This is a genomic window from Photobacterium sp. J15 (assembly GCF_963870815.1).
Classification (GTDB): domain Bacteria; phylum Pseudomonadota; class Gammaproteobacteria; order Enterobacterales; family Vibrionaceae; genus Photobacterium; species Photobacterium marinum.
Genome location: NZ_CAWMUI010000002.1, coordinates 954,486 through 970,827 on the forward strand (window position 1 = coordinate 954,486; position 16,342 = coordinate 970,827).

General features: G+C 48.1%; 23 protein-coding genes. 16 read left to right on the plus strand and 7 right to left on the minus strand.

Annotated features, from left to right (window positions below; translation table 11 throughout):
• Nucleotides 1-4 precede the first annotated feature (4 nt).
• From AACQ93_RS21225 to AACQ93_RS21235, 3 genes are read left to right on the plus strand one after another with little or no spacing between them, the layout of a single operon-like run.
• On the plus strand, nucleotides 5-355 hold the full coding sequence (locus AACQ93_RS21225; protein ID WP_064608540.1) for a DUF2523 domain-containing protein: 351 nt from the start codon (nucleotides 5-7) through the stop codon (nucleotides 353-355).
• Entirely contained in the window at nucleotides 355-1,644 is a 1,290-nt protein-coding gene (locus AACQ93_RS21230) for a zonular occludens toxin domain-containing protein (RefSeq protein WP_064608543.1), read from the plus strand. The genes AACQ93_RS21225 and AACQ93_RS21230 overlap by 1 nt, the downstream gene beginning before the upstream one ends.
• Before the next feature lie 11 nt (nucleotides 1,645-1,655).
• Nucleotides 1,656-1,865 (plus strand): hypothetical protein, encoded by a 210-nt coding sequence (locus tag AACQ93_RS21235; protein ID WP_064608546.1) that lies wholly within the window; start codon nucleotides 1,656-1,658, stop codon nucleotides 1,863-1,865.
• A 535-nt stretch (nucleotides 1,866-2,400) separates the two neighbouring features.
• Here AACQ93_RS21235 and AACQ93_RS21240 read toward each other — a convergent pair.
• The 3 genes from AACQ93_RS21240 to AACQ93_RS21250 all read right to left on the minus strand — a co-directional run bounded on the left by AACQ93_RS21240 (nucleotide 2,401) and on the right by AACQ93_RS21250 (nucleotide 4,120).
• Nucleotides 2,401-3,123, minus strand: coding sequence for a hypothetical protein (locus AACQ93_RS21240; protein ID WP_064608549.1), 723 nt, complete (start codon nucleotides 3,121-3,123; stop codon nucleotides 2,401-2,403).
• Between the two features lie 152 nt (nucleotides 3,124-3,275).
• On the minus strand, nucleotides 3,276-3,656 hold the full coding sequence (locus tag AACQ93_RS21245; protein ID WP_064608552.1) for a DUF3653 domain-containing protein: 381 nt from the start codon (nucleotides 3,654-3,656) through the stop codon (nucleotides 3,276-3,278).
• A gap of 107 nt (nucleotides 3,657-3,763) precedes the next feature.
• Nucleotides 3,764-4,120, minus strand: coding sequence for a DUF3693 domain-containing protein (locus tag AACQ93_RS21250; protein WP_064608555.1), 357 nt, complete (start codon nucleotides 4,118-4,120; stop codon nucleotides 3,764-3,766).
• A gap of 119 nt (nucleotides 4,121-4,239) precedes the next feature.
• Here AACQ93_RS21250 and AACQ93_RS21255 point away from each other — a divergent pair, with 119 nt between their 5' ends.
• The 9 genes from AACQ93_RS21255 (at nucleotide 4,240) to AACQ93_RS21295 (ending at nucleotide 11,279) form a co-directional block, all read left to right on the plus strand.
• Nucleotides 4,240-4,458, plus strand: a complete 219-nt coding sequence (locus AACQ93_RS21255) for a hypothetical protein (protein WP_064608560.1) — start codon at nucleotides 4,240-4,242, stop codon at nucleotides 4,456-4,458.
• A 2-nt stretch (nucleotides 4,459-4,460) separates the two neighbouring features.
• On the plus strand, nucleotides 4,461-6,554 hold the full coding sequence (locus tag AACQ93_RS21260) for a replication endonuclease (protein ID WP_084419380.1): 2,094 nt from the start codon (nucleotides 4,461-4,463) through the stop codon (nucleotides 6,552-6,554).
• A gap of 14 nt (nucleotides 6,555-6,568) precedes the next feature.
• Complete coding sequence (locus AACQ93_RS21265; RefSeq protein WP_064604225.1) at nucleotides 6,569-6,898, plus strand: hypothetical protein; 330 nt, start codon at nucleotides 6,569-6,571, stop codon at nucleotides 6,896-6,898.
• A gap of 193 nt (nucleotides 6,899-7,091) precedes the next feature.
• Nucleotides 7,092-7,232: a hypothetical protein gene (locus AACQ93_RS21270; protein ID WP_157097621.1), complete on the plus strand. Its 141-nt coding sequence runs from the start codon at nucleotides 7,092-7,094 to the stop codon at nucleotides 7,230-7,232.
• Nucleotides 7,233-7,258: 26 nt separating this feature from the next.
• Nucleotides 7,259-7,474 (plus strand): hypothetical protein, encoded by a 216-nt coding sequence (locus AACQ93_RS21275; protein WP_064608563.1) that lies wholly within the window; start codon nucleotides 7,259-7,261, stop codon nucleotides 7,472-7,474.
• A gap of 138 nt (nucleotides 7,475-7,612) precedes the next feature.
• The gene (locus AACQ93_RS21280) at nucleotides 7,613-9,253 is read left to right on the plus strand and encodes a hypothetical protein (RefSeq protein ID WP_064608566.1); all 1,641 of its coding nucleotides are present in this window, start codon (nucleotides 7,613-7,615) and stop codon (nucleotides 9,251-9,253) included.
• Nucleotides 9,253-9,645, plus strand: a complete 393-nt coding sequence (locus tag AACQ93_RS21285) for a DUF2523 family protein (protein ID WP_064608569.1) — start codon at nucleotides 9,253-9,255, stop codon at nucleotides 9,643-9,645. The genes AACQ93_RS21280 and AACQ93_RS21285 overlap by 1 nt, the downstream gene beginning before the upstream one ends.
• A 2-nt stretch (nucleotides 9,646-9,647) precedes the next feature.
• Nucleotides 9,648-11,066: a zonular occludens toxin domain-containing protein gene (locus AACQ93_RS21290; RefSeq protein ID WP_064608572.1), complete on the plus strand. Its 1,419-nt coding sequence runs from the start codon at nucleotides 9,648-9,650 to the stop codon at nucleotides 11,064-11,066.
• Nucleotides 11,067-11,081: 15 nt separating this feature from the next.
• The gene (locus AACQ93_RS21295) at nucleotides 11,082-11,279 is read left to right on the plus strand and encodes a hypothetical protein (RefSeq protein ID WP_064608575.1); all 198 of its coding nucleotides are present in this window, start codon (nucleotides 11,082-11,084) and stop codon (nucleotides 11,277-11,279) included.
• A gap of 15 nt (nucleotides 11,280-11,294) precedes the next feature.
• Here the strand turns inward: AACQ93_RS21295 and AACQ93_RS21300 are convergent, their stop codons facing one another.
• The 3 genes from AACQ93_RS21300 to AACQ93_RS21310 are packed head-to-tail and all read right to left on the minus strand — an operon-like array spanning nucleotide 11,295 to nucleotide 11,890.
• Entirely contained in the window at nucleotides 11,295-11,489 is a 195-nt protein-coding gene (locus tag AACQ93_RS21300; protein WP_064604208.1) for an antitoxin MazE-like protein, read from the minus strand.
• Nucleotides 11,486-11,686 carry a hypothetical protein gene (locus AACQ93_RS21305; protein ID WP_064608577.1) on the minus strand — a complete coding sequence of 67 codons (201 nt, stop codon included), beginning with the start codon at nucleotides 11,684-11,686 and terminating at the stop codon, nucleotides 11,486-11,488. The genes AACQ93_RS21300 and AACQ93_RS21305 overlap by 4 nt, the downstream gene beginning before the upstream one ends.
• 12 nt (nucleotides 11,687-11,698) lie before the next feature.
• Entirely contained in the window at nucleotides 11,699-11,890 is a 192-nt protein-coding gene (locus AACQ93_RS21310) for a hypothetical protein (protein ID WP_064604200.1), read from the minus strand.
• A 541-nt stretch (nucleotides 11,891-12,431) separates the two neighbouring features.
• Between AACQ93_RS21310 and AACQ93_RS21315 the strand changes: the two genes are divergently transcribed.
• From AACQ93_RS21315 to AACQ93_RS21325, 3 genes are all read left to right on the plus strand, one after another.
• Nucleotides 12,432-13,139, plus strand: coding sequence for a phospholipase D family protein (locus tag AACQ93_RS21315; protein ID WP_064608580.1), 708 nt, complete (start codon nucleotides 12,432-12,434; stop codon nucleotides 13,137-13,139).
• A gap of 528 nt (nucleotides 13,140-13,667) precedes the next feature.
• The gene (locus AACQ93_RS21320; RefSeq protein ID WP_064608584.1) at nucleotides 13,668-14,978 is read left to right on the plus strand and encodes a hypothetical protein; all 1,311 of its coding nucleotides are present in this window, start codon (nucleotides 13,668-13,670) and stop codon (nucleotides 14,976-14,978) included.
• On the plus strand, nucleotides 14,968-15,123 hold the full coding sequence (locus AACQ93_RS21325; protein ID WP_157097622.1) for a hypothetical protein: 156 nt from the start codon (nucleotides 14,968-14,970) through the stop codon (nucleotides 15,121-15,123). The genes AACQ93_RS21320 and AACQ93_RS21325 overlap by 11 nt, the downstream gene beginning before the upstream one ends.
• A gap of 73 nt (nucleotides 15,124-15,196) precedes the next feature.
• Here AACQ93_RS21325 and AACQ93_RS21330 read toward each other — a convergent pair whose 3' ends face one another.
• On the minus strand, nucleotides 15,197-15,568 hold the full coding sequence (locus AACQ93_RS21330; RefSeq protein WP_064608587.1) for a DUF3653 domain-containing protein: 372 nt from the start codon (nucleotides 15,566-15,568) through the stop codon (nucleotides 15,197-15,199).
• A 194-nt stretch (nucleotides 15,569-15,762) separates the two neighbouring features.
• Here AACQ93_RS21330 and AACQ93_RS21335 point away from each other — a divergent pair, with 194 nt between their 5' ends.
• On the plus strand, nucleotides 15,763-16,059 hold the full coding sequence (locus AACQ93_RS21335) for a helix-turn-helix domain-containing protein (protein ID WP_064608590.1): 297 nt from the start codon (nucleotides 15,763-15,765) through the stop codon (nucleotides 16,057-16,059).
• Nucleotides 16,060-16,342 lie beyond the last annotated feature (283 nt).

A 16,342-nucleotide genomic window follows, 5' to 3' on the forward strand; every position in this document is an offset into this window, starting at 1 on the left:
TGCAATGGCTCGGGTACTGTCCTTCTTATTCTTAACTGTTATTCCAGTAATGCCGCAATTAATCAGTGCAATTGCATCGCGTGTGGCTATTTCACTGGGGTTTGGCACCGTTGCTTATTCAGGGATGAGTGTCATTTTCGACAAGTTAATTGCTGAAATATCTTCATCAACGTCTGGCCTGCCTGCCAACGTGGTTTCCATGATTGCATTGGTCGGTGTGCCGGATGCCATGAATATTATGTTTTCTGCCGGATTTACCTTGCTGGTATTCAAAGGGATGAGCCGCATGGGTAACTTCCGCCGGATGGTGTGGCGCAAGCCGGGTGACAAAGACCCCATTGATTGGAGTGCGTAATGATTTATCTAAGGACGGGTAAGCCGGGAGCCTCAAAGTCACTAAACAGTATCGTCGAGCTGGTTGATAGCTATGACCCTGAGCGTCCCCAATACTATACGAATGTAACCTTGTTCATGCTGGATTATGAAGTAGCCTCTTCGTTTTCCGGCTGGTTCTATGGCTGGTACTTCCCTCGCCTCAAGAACAACAAAGCACGCAAGCAATTGATTAAAATCATGCGTCGGGTACATGACGATGATGAGTTCCTGACATTGGAGCATGTGCCGTGGCTTGAGGGGAATTACAACCAGCATGACCATTTCCAGACTTGGTTGCATTGGGTTCGTCAGGTCTACAGCCCCAAACAACTTGAATTGTTCGAAGAATACCTGACTAACACCGCCGGGACGGAATACCAGTGTTTTGAGCAAGTTAAACGGTTCAATTTACACTTCACACGGTTTGATGATGCAAGGAAATGGTATCAACTGCCCAAGCGTTCGGTGATATGGATAGACGAATGTCAGCAGTTCTTCCCGCCCCGCGGTGTCGGTTCTAAGGTGCCGGAACACATCGCAAAATTCGAAACCCACCGTCACCACGGCTATGACATTCACTTGGTGACACAAGACCCGAAGCTGATTGATGTCAACATACGCCGCCTAACAGGTCGCCATGTACATTACCATAATGCCTTTGGTGGTGAGCGTGTTACCCGCTATCAGAATTCTAAGGCGTTCGACCCTGACCAATGGCATGACACCAAGGCATGTGAAAAGAAACTGATACGTCGGGCTAAGGCATTCTATGGCGTTTATTGGTCGGCAGAAATCCATACCCACAAATTCAAAATGCCCAAGTTCGTCTTTATTGGCGCGGCTTTGTGCGTCTTTATTGTGTTGATGTTTAGTCTGGCCTATTACTCCTTGTTTGCTGATAAGCAAACATCGGAGGTTGTGAATGCTCCAGGTCAAACCCAGTCACATCAGGTTGTTGAAACACCTGTCACGGTTGATACGTTGCTGCACTCTCACTTAAAGGAAATGCTTAAGGGCGTATACATTGACGGTGTTGTCGTGACGTATCGCAATCATGACTTTAAGCAGTATGACTACTCATTTAGCCACGCTGACGGCAAAGGTGTTTTTACACCTGAGGATGTGGGTTTGTTAGTCATAGGAATCAAGCCATGCTTAGCCAAACTGAATTTTGATGGTGTCGACATCATGGTGACCTGCAATCCCTTCTACAAGCGTCCTGCGGCTCAAGAGCCGGAAGACATGAATCTCAAGCCAGATACCGCATAAGGAATAATGCAATGGATAACGTGGTAATGACATCAGAGCAATTTAACCAGTTGATTGAATTAATTGACCATCTTTCATTTGTAGGAATGCTGACAGCATTGTTTTTATATGATTGCTTATCGGCTGGGTTTAGGTGCTTTGTAACAAAGATTGATGCTGCTATAGAAAAAAGACAGCAGAAGAAATACGCCCTTTCAGCTGAAACCTCATCCAAACGGTAATAAAAAAATCACGCGGACGGATTCAAGCGCAGCGCCGCCGCGTGATTTCACCTCTCATCTTTGCCATTCCAATGTATTTTTATTGATGAATTGAGATATTATGGAAATATCTTGATGCTACTATAAATAGTCACTTCTCAAATCTTCTGTAATCAATAATTACCACATTTCAAATTGACGTAATTGACGTGAAATATTGACGTAATTAACGTCAATCGCTCTTGCTCCTATCCCGAAGGGATGATAAGGCACCGCAAAGATAGCGTCTGCCTGTGATGAATCATCAATGCGGAGCTATCGACATAAGTATCAGCGAAATAAAAAGCCTTCCATCCTGCTAAGCCTTGGTCTGCACCGAATAATCATTGAGTGATTTGTATATAGTCGGAGACTGGAGGACGAAAAACGCCACCCCGTCTAGTAATACGGGGTGAAAGTTAATTGTGGTCGCCACGCCCTTCAACGCGGTCGATACTGTCAGGTTTGTTAGTGTCTTCAGGTAACCAAAAAGCCACACAGTGGTAGCTTAGATTGGTTAATCGAGGTTTGAATGATCATTCACGATTTTTTGCATGCAATCAGCAAAAGACTTAAATTTATCTAGATAGTTATGAAGAGAAATCCGTATATCTTCATAGTTTTGACCTTCACGGGCTGGCTCAAGGAATATTTGTGGCGTTCCGTTTTTCGGAGTGAGAACTGTTATGTTCAGGAAAGACCTATGAGAAAAGTTCCTATAGGTTTTTATTTCGAAATACCATTCACTATTCATTGCTTGTTGTAAGCAGCTTTTTACTTTATTCCATAGCTCTTTATCAACCTCAGCATGATCTGTATTTCTTATTTTGTTCCAAAATATCTTATCTTCTTGATGCCCAAGAGCAAAACGCTCATTAGACCATTGAAGCAACAAATCATATGCTCCAACGAGTTCCCAAAAAAAATCACGTAAATGCCAGTGAAGCAAGTTTGTCTCATTATTGCTTAATCTCGGCCAATCATCTTTTGATATAGGGATCCTTTGCTCAAATGAATCAAGCAAACTTTTTATTTGGTATTGGTGGTAGCTTGCTCCTGTTATTGCAGAATTGATAAGCGTCCATCCATCTATTACCGGAAGTCGCTTAAGGCCTTTATGTTGTTTATGTTCCATGTTGTTTAGATCCCTGTGAATTATCAAACTTCTGCCTATATTCACATACATCATAGTACACATTGATGTGGTGTCAGCCTGTCCCAAATTTTCTTTAGAAGTCATGTAAACTTCTTCAGGATGCTTTATCCGTAGATTTCAGGTAGGTCGATGGGGATAAACTTGATATTTTGCCTAACCTTTCGAGTCAAAGCTGTCAGTTTGAGTATGAGCCACTGCATTATCAACAAAGCCCCTTTTCACCGGGGCTTTTTCTGTTATCTGTTCGTAGATTTAGGTAGGTTCTGGAGCTGCCTTGCGGTTTTGATAATAAGCGCCTTAGTCCGACTATCATCTTCAGCATTAATTTCTAGTAAGGCGTTTCCGGTAACAATTCGGTCTGGCGTTAAGCTCCATCCACTTGGCGTAATTAACTCTCCTTGTTTGATTCTCCATCCTCTCCATTTGTCATTTACAGCCTCTAAGTCACTACAGCTATAAAGTTTCATCAGCCGCCTGCACTCCGGCGGTATCTTCTGACCATTGTCCCAACGTGTGACCGTCTTCACAGATTTAAAACAAAGTTTCGCTGTCTCAATTCGGCTTAAACCACAGGTAAATTTTCTGAAAATGTAGTTGTTGGTTATTTGTTTGGACATGGTGTCCCTTTTTGCATTCCTTGTGTTACGAGAGAATGCATACTAACTACAGTGCATATCAGTGGTTTGCGTTATATCAGCAATAGTTATCATTTAACATAAGGCCGCTATAATGCGCACTGAATTATATCTACCTTAAGGGCCAAAAAGCTACTTGCAGCAACCAAAGAACTGACCCCAAACATTTGAAATCCTTGGCTATTTAGCTTTTTTGCAATGTCCGCCCACAACTCTTTGAGCTTTGGATTATCGTTGCGGTCACTGTGACAACCTAACAAAGCTTCTCTTGGGTCTATGTTTGCGCTCTCCGCTAAAAAAACTGCTTCATTATCAGATATATAGCGCTTACCTTTGCGCATTTCAGAAATTCTAGCCGGAGTTACATTCAAGTCGTGCGCAATTTGCTTGTCTTGCACATAGTTTTTGGCCTGTTTGTAGCTGTCTAACAGATAATTTGCGTACATGATGAAATTCCTCCTGAGCTTATTCTAGCTCGAAAAATACGTTTTTTCGTAACTTGCACTTACGATTTTACGGAATTACGCTTACGACAAATCGGAATTGAGATTAGTCGAGGCACACTATGGCGGTTACTTTTGAACTTCAAGACGGCGTTCGCTTCTTTGAAAATGCAATTGAGATTGTGGCTGTTTCTGCTGCCTACGCTGAGACCTACAAGAAAACGCATACCTTCATTACCCGCGAAATCGTCGAATACAAAACTCTGTCTGCTGCGCTGGCCACTGGCAAAGCCCTGTGTTGTCACCATGACGCAATCAACCTTTCTGGTAAGGATGCCTAATCATGATGCAGCGAATCTTAGTCCACGATTTGGCAACCGATACCTATGAGTATGTGAGCTTCTTGCCAGCCCGAACCCTGTGCACGTCGTACACCAAACCGGACATCAACAACGGTAGTCATCTGCCGGGCTTTGTTGACCATACCCGACCAACGCCAGATTACGTGTCGTCAATGCTTCAACGACAAGCGTTATCACAACCGATTCATTCGGTTGACGCGTCAGATGATATCAAGCCGTCGTTCGTTTCACCGTGTCAGGACGTGTTGAACCTGACGCGACCACACCGCGCTTTTGGTCCGGTAATGTCCCGGGCTTATATCAATATGGCTAAGAAAGTTGGTCAGCTTGATGCGATGCGAGCATTGGAAGAAGCCAATGAGCGTCTGACCAAGATGGAGTTCCGCTACACCTCAACGGATGAAGAACTGTGTGACTTTGCCAAGGCCAAGTCAGCTTATGTCATGCGCCAGGTCGCGGGCATCAAGGATGTCACCAAGGCATTCAAACGTGCCTGTGACATTCTGGCCGATTACGGTTTGTCATTCCGTCCGGAGCTCATCAAAAAAGCTGAGGAAAACGGCGAACTGAAAAGCCTGATTAACCGTGCAACCAACGAGCTTTGGTGGCGTCGTTCGCTACGCAAACATGCGGCCATTGAAATAGAACGCGCAGCCCGCGACCTGACCTTAGTCCACAAATACGGTCAGGCATATTGCTCGGATTTCTCACTGGGCCGCCGCCGACAACGCGATGCAGACAATGCCGACGTGCTCAGGAACACCATCGCCTACGACGAGGATGACTCTGATAACTGGTTCTCGCTTTATGAACTGTCAGGCAAATCCATTTCCAACCCGGAGATACGCCGCGCTGAAATGTTCGTTCGCCTGAAAGGTTTCGAGAACATCGCCAAGGCCAGTGGCCACGTTGCCATGTTCTACACACCGACATGCCCTAGCCGCTTTCATTCGGTTTCCAAGGGCAAGGTTAACCAAGCATGGCTTGATGCGGGCCGACCAACCACGCAGGACGCCCACAACTACATGACCGACATGTTCGAGAGCTTCCGCAAGGCTTTGGACAAGGCTGAAATCAAGGTGTACGGCCTGCGCGTGGTCGAACCCCACGCTGACGGCTGCCCGCACTGGCATGTGCTGTTTTTTATGGAACAGCAACATTGTGACGCCGTAACACGTCTGTTTAGGCACGCTGCCATGGCCGATTCACCAGATGAACCCGGGGCCAGCAAGTACCGCTTCAAGGCCGAGCCGATTGACTGGTCGAAAGGCTCCGCGGTCGGCTACGTCGCCAAGTACCTGTCAAAGAACATCGACGGCCAGCACATCGGCGATGACATCGCCACCGAGCTGGACGGCATCACCGCAGCCGAGCGCGTGGTCACATGGGCCCGGGTCAATGGCATCCGCCAGTTCCAGTTCATCGGCGGCCCGTCCGTCACAGTCTGGCGCGAGCTGCGCCGGATAAGGGAAGAATTCACAGAGGACGATACCGTGTTTAAACATCTGGATAACGGCGAATGGATGACACTTGAGAACATCCGCCGCGCCGCAGATTCATCGGACTGGGAGGCGTTCTGCCTTGCCATGGGCGGCGTGTTTGTCCGCCGTGACGACCAGACCATCAAACCCCGCTACCACGTCCCGCACATCATGGAAAAGCTCATCGACGAATACGGCGAAGAGCATCAGAGCACCAAACCACGCACCACCCGCTACGGCGATGTTGCCGGGGCGCGTGTGGTCGGCGTGGTGTTCAAAGCCGCCTATCTGGCCACCCGAACCCGCACATGGAAAACCGAAAACAAAGAAGTCTTCCTGCGCGGCACCAAGCGCATCATGACCGGGGTCACCGATGTCTTCGATGCCCTTGAGCGTGAAGGCGAATACCTACGGATGGCCGACGAGCAATACGAAGAATACCAGCGCTACCTCGACCGCCTTGATGAAATGAACGCCTATGTGTTCGACGAGGCTGATTGCGAGACCGTCTGGAGCGGCCGCGCGAAGGCTGAGCGCGAAGCGACTGACGGGAGCGCAAGCTCCCCTTGGACTTGTGTCAATAACTGTCACTAATAAGGAATTTAACGATGATTGTAACCGCCCGCATCAATGACCTCGATGACATCGAGAAGAAAACCACTGCCAACCCGAACACCGGGGAATCCCGTGATTCCGGCATTGTCCGCCTGCAACTGTTCAACCCGTCCGAGGTGGTCGAATGCCGCGTCTCCCCTGACCTCTGGGATGCCATGGGCGGCGGTGCTGACCTGAAAAAGCTCATCGACAAGAAGACCGACTACAAGATTCAGCACATTGAGCGCTCATTCGCGGGTGACGGCGGCAAGCACGTCAACTTCTCCGGCTGGCACCTGCTCGGCGTCCCAAGCACAACCAACAAGCCCGCCCAAGCGAGCTAACGGGGACACCATGGAACGCAACATCATCGCCCGTTATTACCGACTCCAGTCCGAACACAAGGCACTGCCGATTTGGGTCTGGGACACACACATACTGCCTTACCTGAAAGGCTAACTGGAAACCGAAAACAAAATGCGCTGCTTATCCGAAGGCCACATCACCGACACCCCCGTCCAGCAATGCGCCGGGTACGTGCTGTTGCAGCCTGACGATGTGGCCATGTATCAGAACTTCGATAAAGAGCTGTTTATCGAGGTTTCGGGAATGCTCCTGCTGTCGTTCTTCCTCGGCCACAGTGCTGGCCGACTGGTTCGGTGGCTGGGCAAAGCTTAACTCAACGTCAAATAAGGAAATATGTCATGAAAGAAAAATTCCAGAAATATGCACCTCGCGCTGGTGTGGTTGCCACTTCACTGTTTGCCACTGTTGCTGCTCACGCGGGCGACTACACCCAGCAACTGACTGCCGCAGGCGGTGAGGCTACCGCCAACCAGACCGCGGTGGTCGGTACGGTCGTCGCCCTTGCCGTGGTCGGCTTCGGTGTCGGCATGCTGCTCAAGTGGCTCAACAAGTAATGCCCGCCGTTCCTCCGGAACTCTTACTCGGGATTGCCTCCACCATGACCTTTGTCTACGGCTTTGTGTCCGGGGTGCAATCCCACTAACCACAAGGGGCTTCGGCCCCTTTTTTGATGGCTGACTAAGGGATTGGTTATGCGCTATTGGTTATTTTTCTTCCTGCTCGCCTTTTCTGTTGATGTGTTTGCCTGGGCTTCCACTGGCTGGACGAATACGGCAGACGAGTCCCAACAACGGTTAAACAATGCCATTGATAAGCTGGCTAACCGTTATAAAGGGAGGGATACAAACGACTACGTTGTATTGCATTATGCCTATGTTGACGGCCCTGACCCCGGTTATTTCAACCGATACCGGGGCATCTATGATTACGATATTAAAGGCGGGAACAACTGCCCGTCGGGGGGTGTTCCGGATATCAACGGCGAATGCCGCAGCTGCCCTGACGGCTCATACCCTGTCGGCGAAAGCGGTGAATGTTATGACTACACACCCGAGCAGGAGAAAAACTACTGTGAAACCCCCGAGGCACAGCAGGCCATGGATGAGGCTGTCCGCAACTGCCCGAACCAATCCGGCAGCGCCTCCTGTAACCATGACACTGAGCAAATTGAGGTTACCTGTTCGGATGACCCGGGTGGCGACGACCCAGAAAAACCCGGAACGGGTGAAGGTGGCGATGAGGGTGACGACCCGACGGGTGACAAGCCCGGGACTGGTGAAGAAGGCGGCGGTGACACGGGAGGCGAAGGTGGTGAAGGTGGTGGTGATACGGGGGGTATCAACCCGGAAGAAAATCCGGAGTTCTGCAAAGAACACCCCGAGCTGTGCTCCAAACCGGAAGAACCCGGAGACGATGACGGCTCCACCGACCCCGACGACAAACCGAGCTTTTGCGAAGAGTTCCCGGACCTTTGCCAAGGTTACGAAAACTGCCCGACCCCCGAAGCCCCTTGGCTGTGTGACAAGCGCCCCGACTGCGACCCCGCCGCTGGGGATATCTGCATTGATGAGTGTGACCCCGCGGTGGACGGTGACTGCTCCGGCACCGAAGGCCTGATAGCTGCGATTAACGAAGTCCAGTTCGCCGTTCGTGACCACAACAAGACCTCGTTTGATGTGAAGAGCAACACCCAAATCACCGCCAAGAACACCAAGGCCATCGCCGACAATACCAACAAGGCCAACGACCTGCTGACCGAAATCCGCGACCTCAACAAATCCGGCAATGACATCCTCGACAACAAAATGACCGAGATGATGAAACACATGGACGGCATCAACGGCGACCTGATTCAGGCTATCCGCGACAAAGGCAACGCCGTGGCTCCCGGGAATGGTGAAGGAAACGGTGAAGGCCAAGGCGACTGCCCCGAAGGTCAGGACTGCGAACCCGCGGGAGACATCGACTGCAACAAAGAAGAGAACAAGAACAGGCTCATCTGCCTGCGCCTCAACGGCAAAATCCCCAAAACCGACAAAGACCCGTTTGGGGATGTCCTCGGCAAGGAGGCGATTGCCCTGCTCGATAAGGACATCGAAGGGCTGCGCGATGAAATCAGCACCCTGATGGACACCTTTGCCGACAGCCTGGGCGACGTTTCCCTGCCCGAGTCCGGCAATATGCCCGTCTTCTCGGCCAACATCCATGTGGCCAACCGCAACTTTACCGCCAAGAACGACGCGTGGATAGAAAACAGTGACGCCATCAAATCGGTCGTCCTTGCCCTCGCCTCGCTGGTTGCCTTTTCCATCATTCTCGTCAGGAGGAAATAATGCGCTATCTGCCCCTGCTGTTAATGGCCGTCGCCGTGCCGGCACTGGCCAATACTACCGACAACACCTTCCAGTGGTTCATTGATGTTGCTGACCATATCGACCGCTTCTTCGAATACACCCCGTCGTTTATCGAGCGGATGTATGCCTACGTCCTCAAGTATTCCATCAAGATGAAACTGGTGATGATGCTCGAAAGCATGAAGTTTGCCCACGGGGTTGCGAGTGAGCTGCTCAACGACCTGTCGGTTTACCAGTTCATCGACTCGGCCTTTTCCTCGCTCGACCCGGACGTGCGCAACGCCGCCGCGGCCTACGGTGTTGGCTCAGGCTTCATGCGGGTTATCGAAGCGATGACCACCCGCTTCGTCATGGATTCCATGGGGGTATAACAATGGCAACCATCATCCGACACGGCGCGGCTGGTTCGTACAAATCCGCTTGCGCGGTCTGGTTCGATATCCTCCCGGCCCTACGCGAAGGTCGCGTCGTTGTCACCAACGTTGAAGGTATGCAGGACATCGCCACCATCGAGAAACGGCTCGGCGAACGCTTCCCGATAACGGCCCGCATCATCCGAATATCTTCCATGAACGAGAACGGCATCCGCCTCTGGCAGCACTGGTATAACTGGTGCCCGATTGGCGCAATGATCCTTATCGACGAGGCGCAGGACATCTACAACAAAACCGCCGGGTTCGACATGGTCAAGAACGTCTTCTTGGGTGTCGAGGCTTTCCGCGACAACCTGCCCAAGGGCTTCGTCGATTTCTACAACAAGATGCTGGCCGACTTCCAACCGGAAGAAGTCGCGTTCGACGATACCGGGGAAAGCATCGTTGATGAGTCCGGCTGCGTTATCCTGCCGAAGAACTTCAATATGGCCTTCATGCGCCACCGCAAATACAACTGGGATATCACCCTCTGCACCCCGGACATCCGCCAGATACCCGCCGAAGTCAAAGGCGTCGCCGAGCTGGCCATTCACCACAGCTCGAAAGACTCGTTCTTCCTTACCAAACGCCGCCCGCGGCTGTGGGAGCACAACCCGAAATCGACTTCCACCAAGCCGACCAAGGATGACACCACCAAGGGCGTGCGCGTTCCCCGGGCCGTCCACCTGATGTATTCCTCTACCGTCACTGGGCAAGTGACCAAGAGCGGCGCGGGTTCGTCCATCCTGCAACAACCCAAGTTCCTGCTGTTCCTTGTCGTCTTCCTGCTCTGCATCTACTTCGTTGGGAATTCTGTCTATGAAATCGCTACTCGTGATAATTCTGATGCTCCAGTACCGACTGGAGAAGCTCAGCCAGCACAAAGCCTTCCGGCTGCTGGCCAAACCGCTGCACCGACTGGCCCCGCTGGCACGTTGGCTGGGTATCCGGCTGATAGTGTTCCTCGTGGTCTCGATAGCCCTGCGGCTCCTGCTCAGGGGCGCTACCTTGATATGGCTGTAACCGCATGGCCCTATGACGTCAGCCAGCTGTTTGTTTCCGGCGTCCAAATCAAAGTCTTGAGTGACAAACGCCAGACCCTGACCACTATCATCTTCGAACAGCACAGCCCCGACGGCCAGCGCGGCTATGTCTACAGCGACCACCTGCGGCTGATGGGATTTCGCTTTACCGTGCTCGACCCCTGCTTAGTCCAGGTCAACTACGGCGACAGCCAGCAACTACTGATGTGCAATCCAGTCAATGACATACCGGACATCCGAGAAGAACGCCTGCCGACCGAACAGGCTCGGGAACCGGACTTCTCGGCCATGCCGCTGGCGGGACTGGTCACAAATGACAACAACGGTGAAATTTAAAGGGAGAGATTAAAAATGGATTGTATAACACTGACCAATGAACAATTTTCAGAGTTACTTGATGTGTTAGTCGTCGACATGATTGCGACGACCTTCATGACTGTGTTGTTTGCGTTTGTAGCTTGGGATGCTATCAACTACCTGCTGAAAAAGCTGATAGTTATCATCCGGGTCAGATGCATCAGGCGGCTGCGCAATCAGACCCGGACATAACCGATAAAGGTGCCGTCACTGGTGACGGTGCATAGAAACGTACTTCCCACTGACTACATCGCGCAGGCTGTTCAGCGTCAGGTGGTCGTTCTCGACCAGCATGTTGATGGCCTGCCGGATATCCGCCTCCCGGTCTTCCGGCATCCACACTGTCACCTTCTTCAACCCTTTGGCCTTCATCCTTGCTTCGTATTCCGCGTTCCTGCTCATTGCTTCGCCCCTCCATCCTTATTGAGGACTGACTCCTTGACGGCCAATGCCTTGGCATGTAGCTGCTCCACCTTGAGCAGGTTTTCTTTGCGCTTAGGGTCGGTAAGCGGCAGGTTAAAGTTCTCATCAAGTAGCTTCCCTGCTTCGCGCATGTATTCGTAATACTCATCAGGTAAAACCAGTTTATAAGTGTTCATCGCCCCGCCTCCTTACGCCTTGTTCCATTCGTTCAATGACTGAGTTGATGTGGCTGACAGCGCCCACATCAACGTCACCCGCTTGTGTACTCCGGTCGTCCGGCGGTTTACCTGCTGCTCCAGAGTGAAATGGCCATGCTGGTCACGGTGAAGCAACCAGAGTTTCGAAGGGTTAAAAGAATCCGTGCGGTAGAAAGTGGTCATCAGCGCGTTCTCCATGCTAGTGAATGGTGGCGGGCAACTTGTTTGCCCATGGCCCGCCATTTACTAGATGGAAGGCCCACACTGAGCCGGGGCTGGATTGTCAAGGGTGATGAGTAGGCCGCAGCGGCTTTTGAGCCTGCCCCCCTACGGAGCAAACCAACACAGAGTCAAAACGATCTCTAACCTACAAATTAGAAGAACCTGAGAGGCTCAAAAACGAACGGGCGTGAAGCTCATCATTCACTTCACCCTTGATAAGCAAGACTTGGCGGTGTACGCGCTGCTCTTGGGTTAGGGGTACCTCTCCTGTCGGTAGGGCTTGGCTGAGATAGCTATCTGTGGTCACGGCTTGAGATAGCTAAGGTGGCCCGTAATACCCCCCCCCCCAATTTCACTGCCTTATTCGTGCAAAATAGTGCCTGGAATACAACCTTGTTTGTGGTTCATCGCATTGATCAAAAACACATTTACTCTTTGTGGAATAGATAGAGAATCAGAAGGTAGGATGCCCAAAGGCTTATCATCATAATGGATTTCTGTCATGGCTAAGTTTTTGAATACTAGTGCTACAAACTACTATCTAGAAGAGCTTATTAAAGGAGCATCAGAAAGGTTGATACTGATTAGCCCCTTTCTGAAGTTGAACGACCGAATAAAAGAACTGCTCGAAGATAAAGATCGTTTAAAGATAGATATACGCATTATTTATGGGAAAAGCGAACTTCAGCCAGAGGAAATTAACTGGTTAAAGGAGCTGACTTTTGTCCGAGTAAGCTTCTGTAAAAACCTTCATGCAAAGTGCTACCTCAACGAGGATTCGTGCATCATTACCAGCTTAAATCTGTATGAATTCAGTCAAGTTAATAATAACGAAATGGGTATTCTAGTTTCGCGCGATACTGACGCTGAAATCTATAAGGAAGCTTACGAAGAAGCTCAAAGGATTATTCGCATCGGCGATGAAGTTCGCATATCTCTTGAGAAGATCACCGAAACCAATTCTGATGCCGAAGATACTCAACAAAATGATGGTGAACATACCAAATTGACAACATCTAAACTGGCTAAAAGTCATGGTATGAAGACGAATGAGTTGTTAGATAAATTTCTAACCGCTGGCTACTTGCAGCTTGTTGATGAAAGATATTTCTTAACGGATGAAGGCAAGGCTATTGGTGGGGAGTTCAAATATAGCAAGCGTTTCGGCCCCTACTTCCTCTGGCCTGTAAATGTATTAGATAAGGCATAAGCAAGGCTTGGCGGCGTACTTGCTGGTTGCAGCAAAGTAGCCGCCCTATTTTACTTTACCTAGGTTTAAACAGTCTTGATTCTCGCCACTCCAACCTACAGTGTGTGCAGATGTAATATTTGCGCCGAACGTCATATTTAATGAGTATTGTCGCAGAACAGCAGCGGCTGCAATAGCCTAATAAATCAGGATATTTCGCCTTTAAAATCCGGCTGTATAATTTGGGTCCCGTCATTTTCCTGATCACAAACCTGTATAAATACACAGTATAGCACAACCAAAAGGGAAGCTCTTCTCGTCCGAAGCTCTGGCTGAGATAACACCAATAGCATACTTTCCATAGAAACATCGCCCAATAAGCAACCACTTACCCATTCCAATGCAGAATAGTAACCCAATTTTGCATGCGTTCGATGACATAAGTGTGTAGAATGCCACTCAATATGCAACGCTATTCTGGGTAATGAATTTCTATCTGACTAACCCTACTTAGCACTATGATATTCACTTATATAAGGTACGATAATAATGACTGCTGAAATTGCTGTTATGAATAAAAGCGCTGTTGCCTTAGCTGCGGATTCGGCAGTGACCATTTCTGGCGGTGGTACTTCAAAGATTTACAATGGTGCAGAGAAATTATTTGCATTAACAAAATACCATCCCGTTGGAATCATGGTCTATGGTACAGGGAGTTTGTGTAATGTTCCGTGGGAATTGGTGATCAAGGAGTATCGAAAACAGTTACAAAATAAATCTTTTGATACTCTTGATGGCTATGCCGAGGATTTCTGGAATTTCCTATGTAAAGAAGAAAGAATTATCCCGATGGATCTCAGAGAGAATAGCCTCACACAAACATACTTACAAGCTTATGACTATCTGTTTTCTCTAGCAGATGATGCAGCTGTAAAATTTGTAGAGGAACAAGACCGTAAGCCAAATGTTGAGGAAAGCATTGAGATTATTAGTTCGTCATGCTCAGTGCTTATTGAAAGTTTTGATGAATCTGATTTTTATAACGGTTTTGATCAAGCCTTTTTAGAAGAGTTATCTGCAAATGGTATTAAACAGGTTAAAGCAATTACAGAAGCTAAGCACCCTGAGATTGATTTTCCGGATGAACTGATTCAAAAAATCAGTCAACTCTTCGCAACGATATCTTGTAAACAAAACGGACACAGCGTAGACACTGGTGTTGTATTTGCTGGTTATGGTGAAAAAGAGTATTTCCCTGTTGTGCTTGCTTACAATGTGCATGGGTTTGTTGGTGATAAACTAAAGTACTCACCTGATCCAGGGAAGAGCGCAGCTGCCGGGGCCAGTGGTTTGCAGGCATATGCTCAAGATGATGAAGTTATTACTTTTATGTCTGGTGTTAATCCTTACCTTGAGCAAGTTATATCAGATGCATATAAGCAATCAATAGGTGAAAGCTTGCATAAAGCATTTGAATTGCTGGAACAAGCATATGAAGACCAGCCTAAACAGCTTAGTGATATTCGAGCAGCTCTTCTTGAACATGCGAATCAAAGTTGGGATCAAGCATCAAAAAACATTCAGCTTCATAAACGCCAAGAACATGTTGATAAGGTTCTTCAAATGATTGAGTTTTTGCCTAAGCAGGACCTAGCTTATATGGCTGAATCTCTTGTTAACATGACTGCATTTAAGAGGAAGGTCTCAAATGATAGTGAAACAGTTGGCGGTCCTATTGATGTTGCTATAATATCAAAAGGTGATGGGTTTATCTGGGTTAAGCGAAAGCACTATTTTGATAAAGAATTAAACTCGCACTATTTTAACAATTTTCTTCAAGGAGCAGGACATGACCAATAAGACTTTGCAAGGAAGCATAGAGCTTAGGGAATGGAGGAAACTTTTTAATCCAGAAAAATTAAAAAGAGAAGAAGCTGAGAAAATTAATAAAATCTTTCGCGAAAAAGCGCAAAAGAAGAATAAAGAACCAGCATTCTCCTTTTGATTATGATTGACTAGACAAAAAAAGACAGTTAGAGACTGTCTTTTTTTGTTTTTGTAAGTGCTTTTTTAATAACTCATGGTAATTTTCTAAGTAATCTTGCTGTTTTAATGATTTCTGCCTTTAGCTTTCTATCGTTCTCGGCGTTAATTTCTAACAATGCATTACCAGTTATTATCCTGTCTGGTGTCAAAGACCAACTGTTTGGTGTTATAAGTCTTCCTCCTCTAATGCTCCACCCCCTCCATTCATCACCTAAAGGGTCAAGCTCTAAGCCTGAATACATCCTCATAAGTCGTTTACACTCCGGTGGAATTGATTTTCCCTTATCCCATTGCGTGACCGTCCTCACAGTTTTGAAACAAAGTTTAGCCGTATTTTCTATGCTCAAACCGCATTGATAAAATCGAAAAATGTAATTTTTAGTGAGTTGATGTCGATTTCGCATTAAATCCTTCTTCCCGCAAAGAAAGGATTCTAACTAATTGATTTATAATTAGTTCCCTGTTTTAACATAAGGAAATATAATGCGCACTGGGCATGTAGCCGCAAAGTTAAAATGGCTCTTTTCTGCAAAGTGAAAATGTCCTGTTTTTCCTACGGTGATCAGACTCTATCTGGTCTGTGTGAGATTAACAAACGATGTTGGTAACCATGAATGACAAAGAGATTTTACGCCTGAGTACTATCCGTGATGTTTGTGAAAAACGTATTCGACGCTCACGCTCAGATGCTGCAAGTGTTCTTTCATTAAGCGTCTGTCAGATCCAACGTCTGGTGACTCGCTTTCGCCAGCTGGGCGCAGCAGGAATTGTCCATCAGCGTCGAGGCAAACCGTCACCAAACAAAATTCATGAAGATATTCGATGCCAGTGCCTCAGTATTATTCGTGAAAACTATCCTGACTTTGGACCGACACTACCGCATAAAAACTCATAGAATATCAAAACATTTCTCTCCCATTGAAAACGCTACACCAATGGATGATTACCGATGTTTTTTTCCTCATGCTAAACACAAGCCTCAGTGTTATCAGTCACACCACCGACAGTCTTGGCTAACAGCTCTAGATTGCTCCCATCATGGCTATACGATATTGTCATCCCGCATAGCAGTTTTACCCAGTTGCCCAGAGATGCGGATAAAACTCAAAAATAAACGTTACAGGATCACCTAAAAGTTTACATAGTCATTCGTTACTTTCGAGAGCAATACGCGCTAA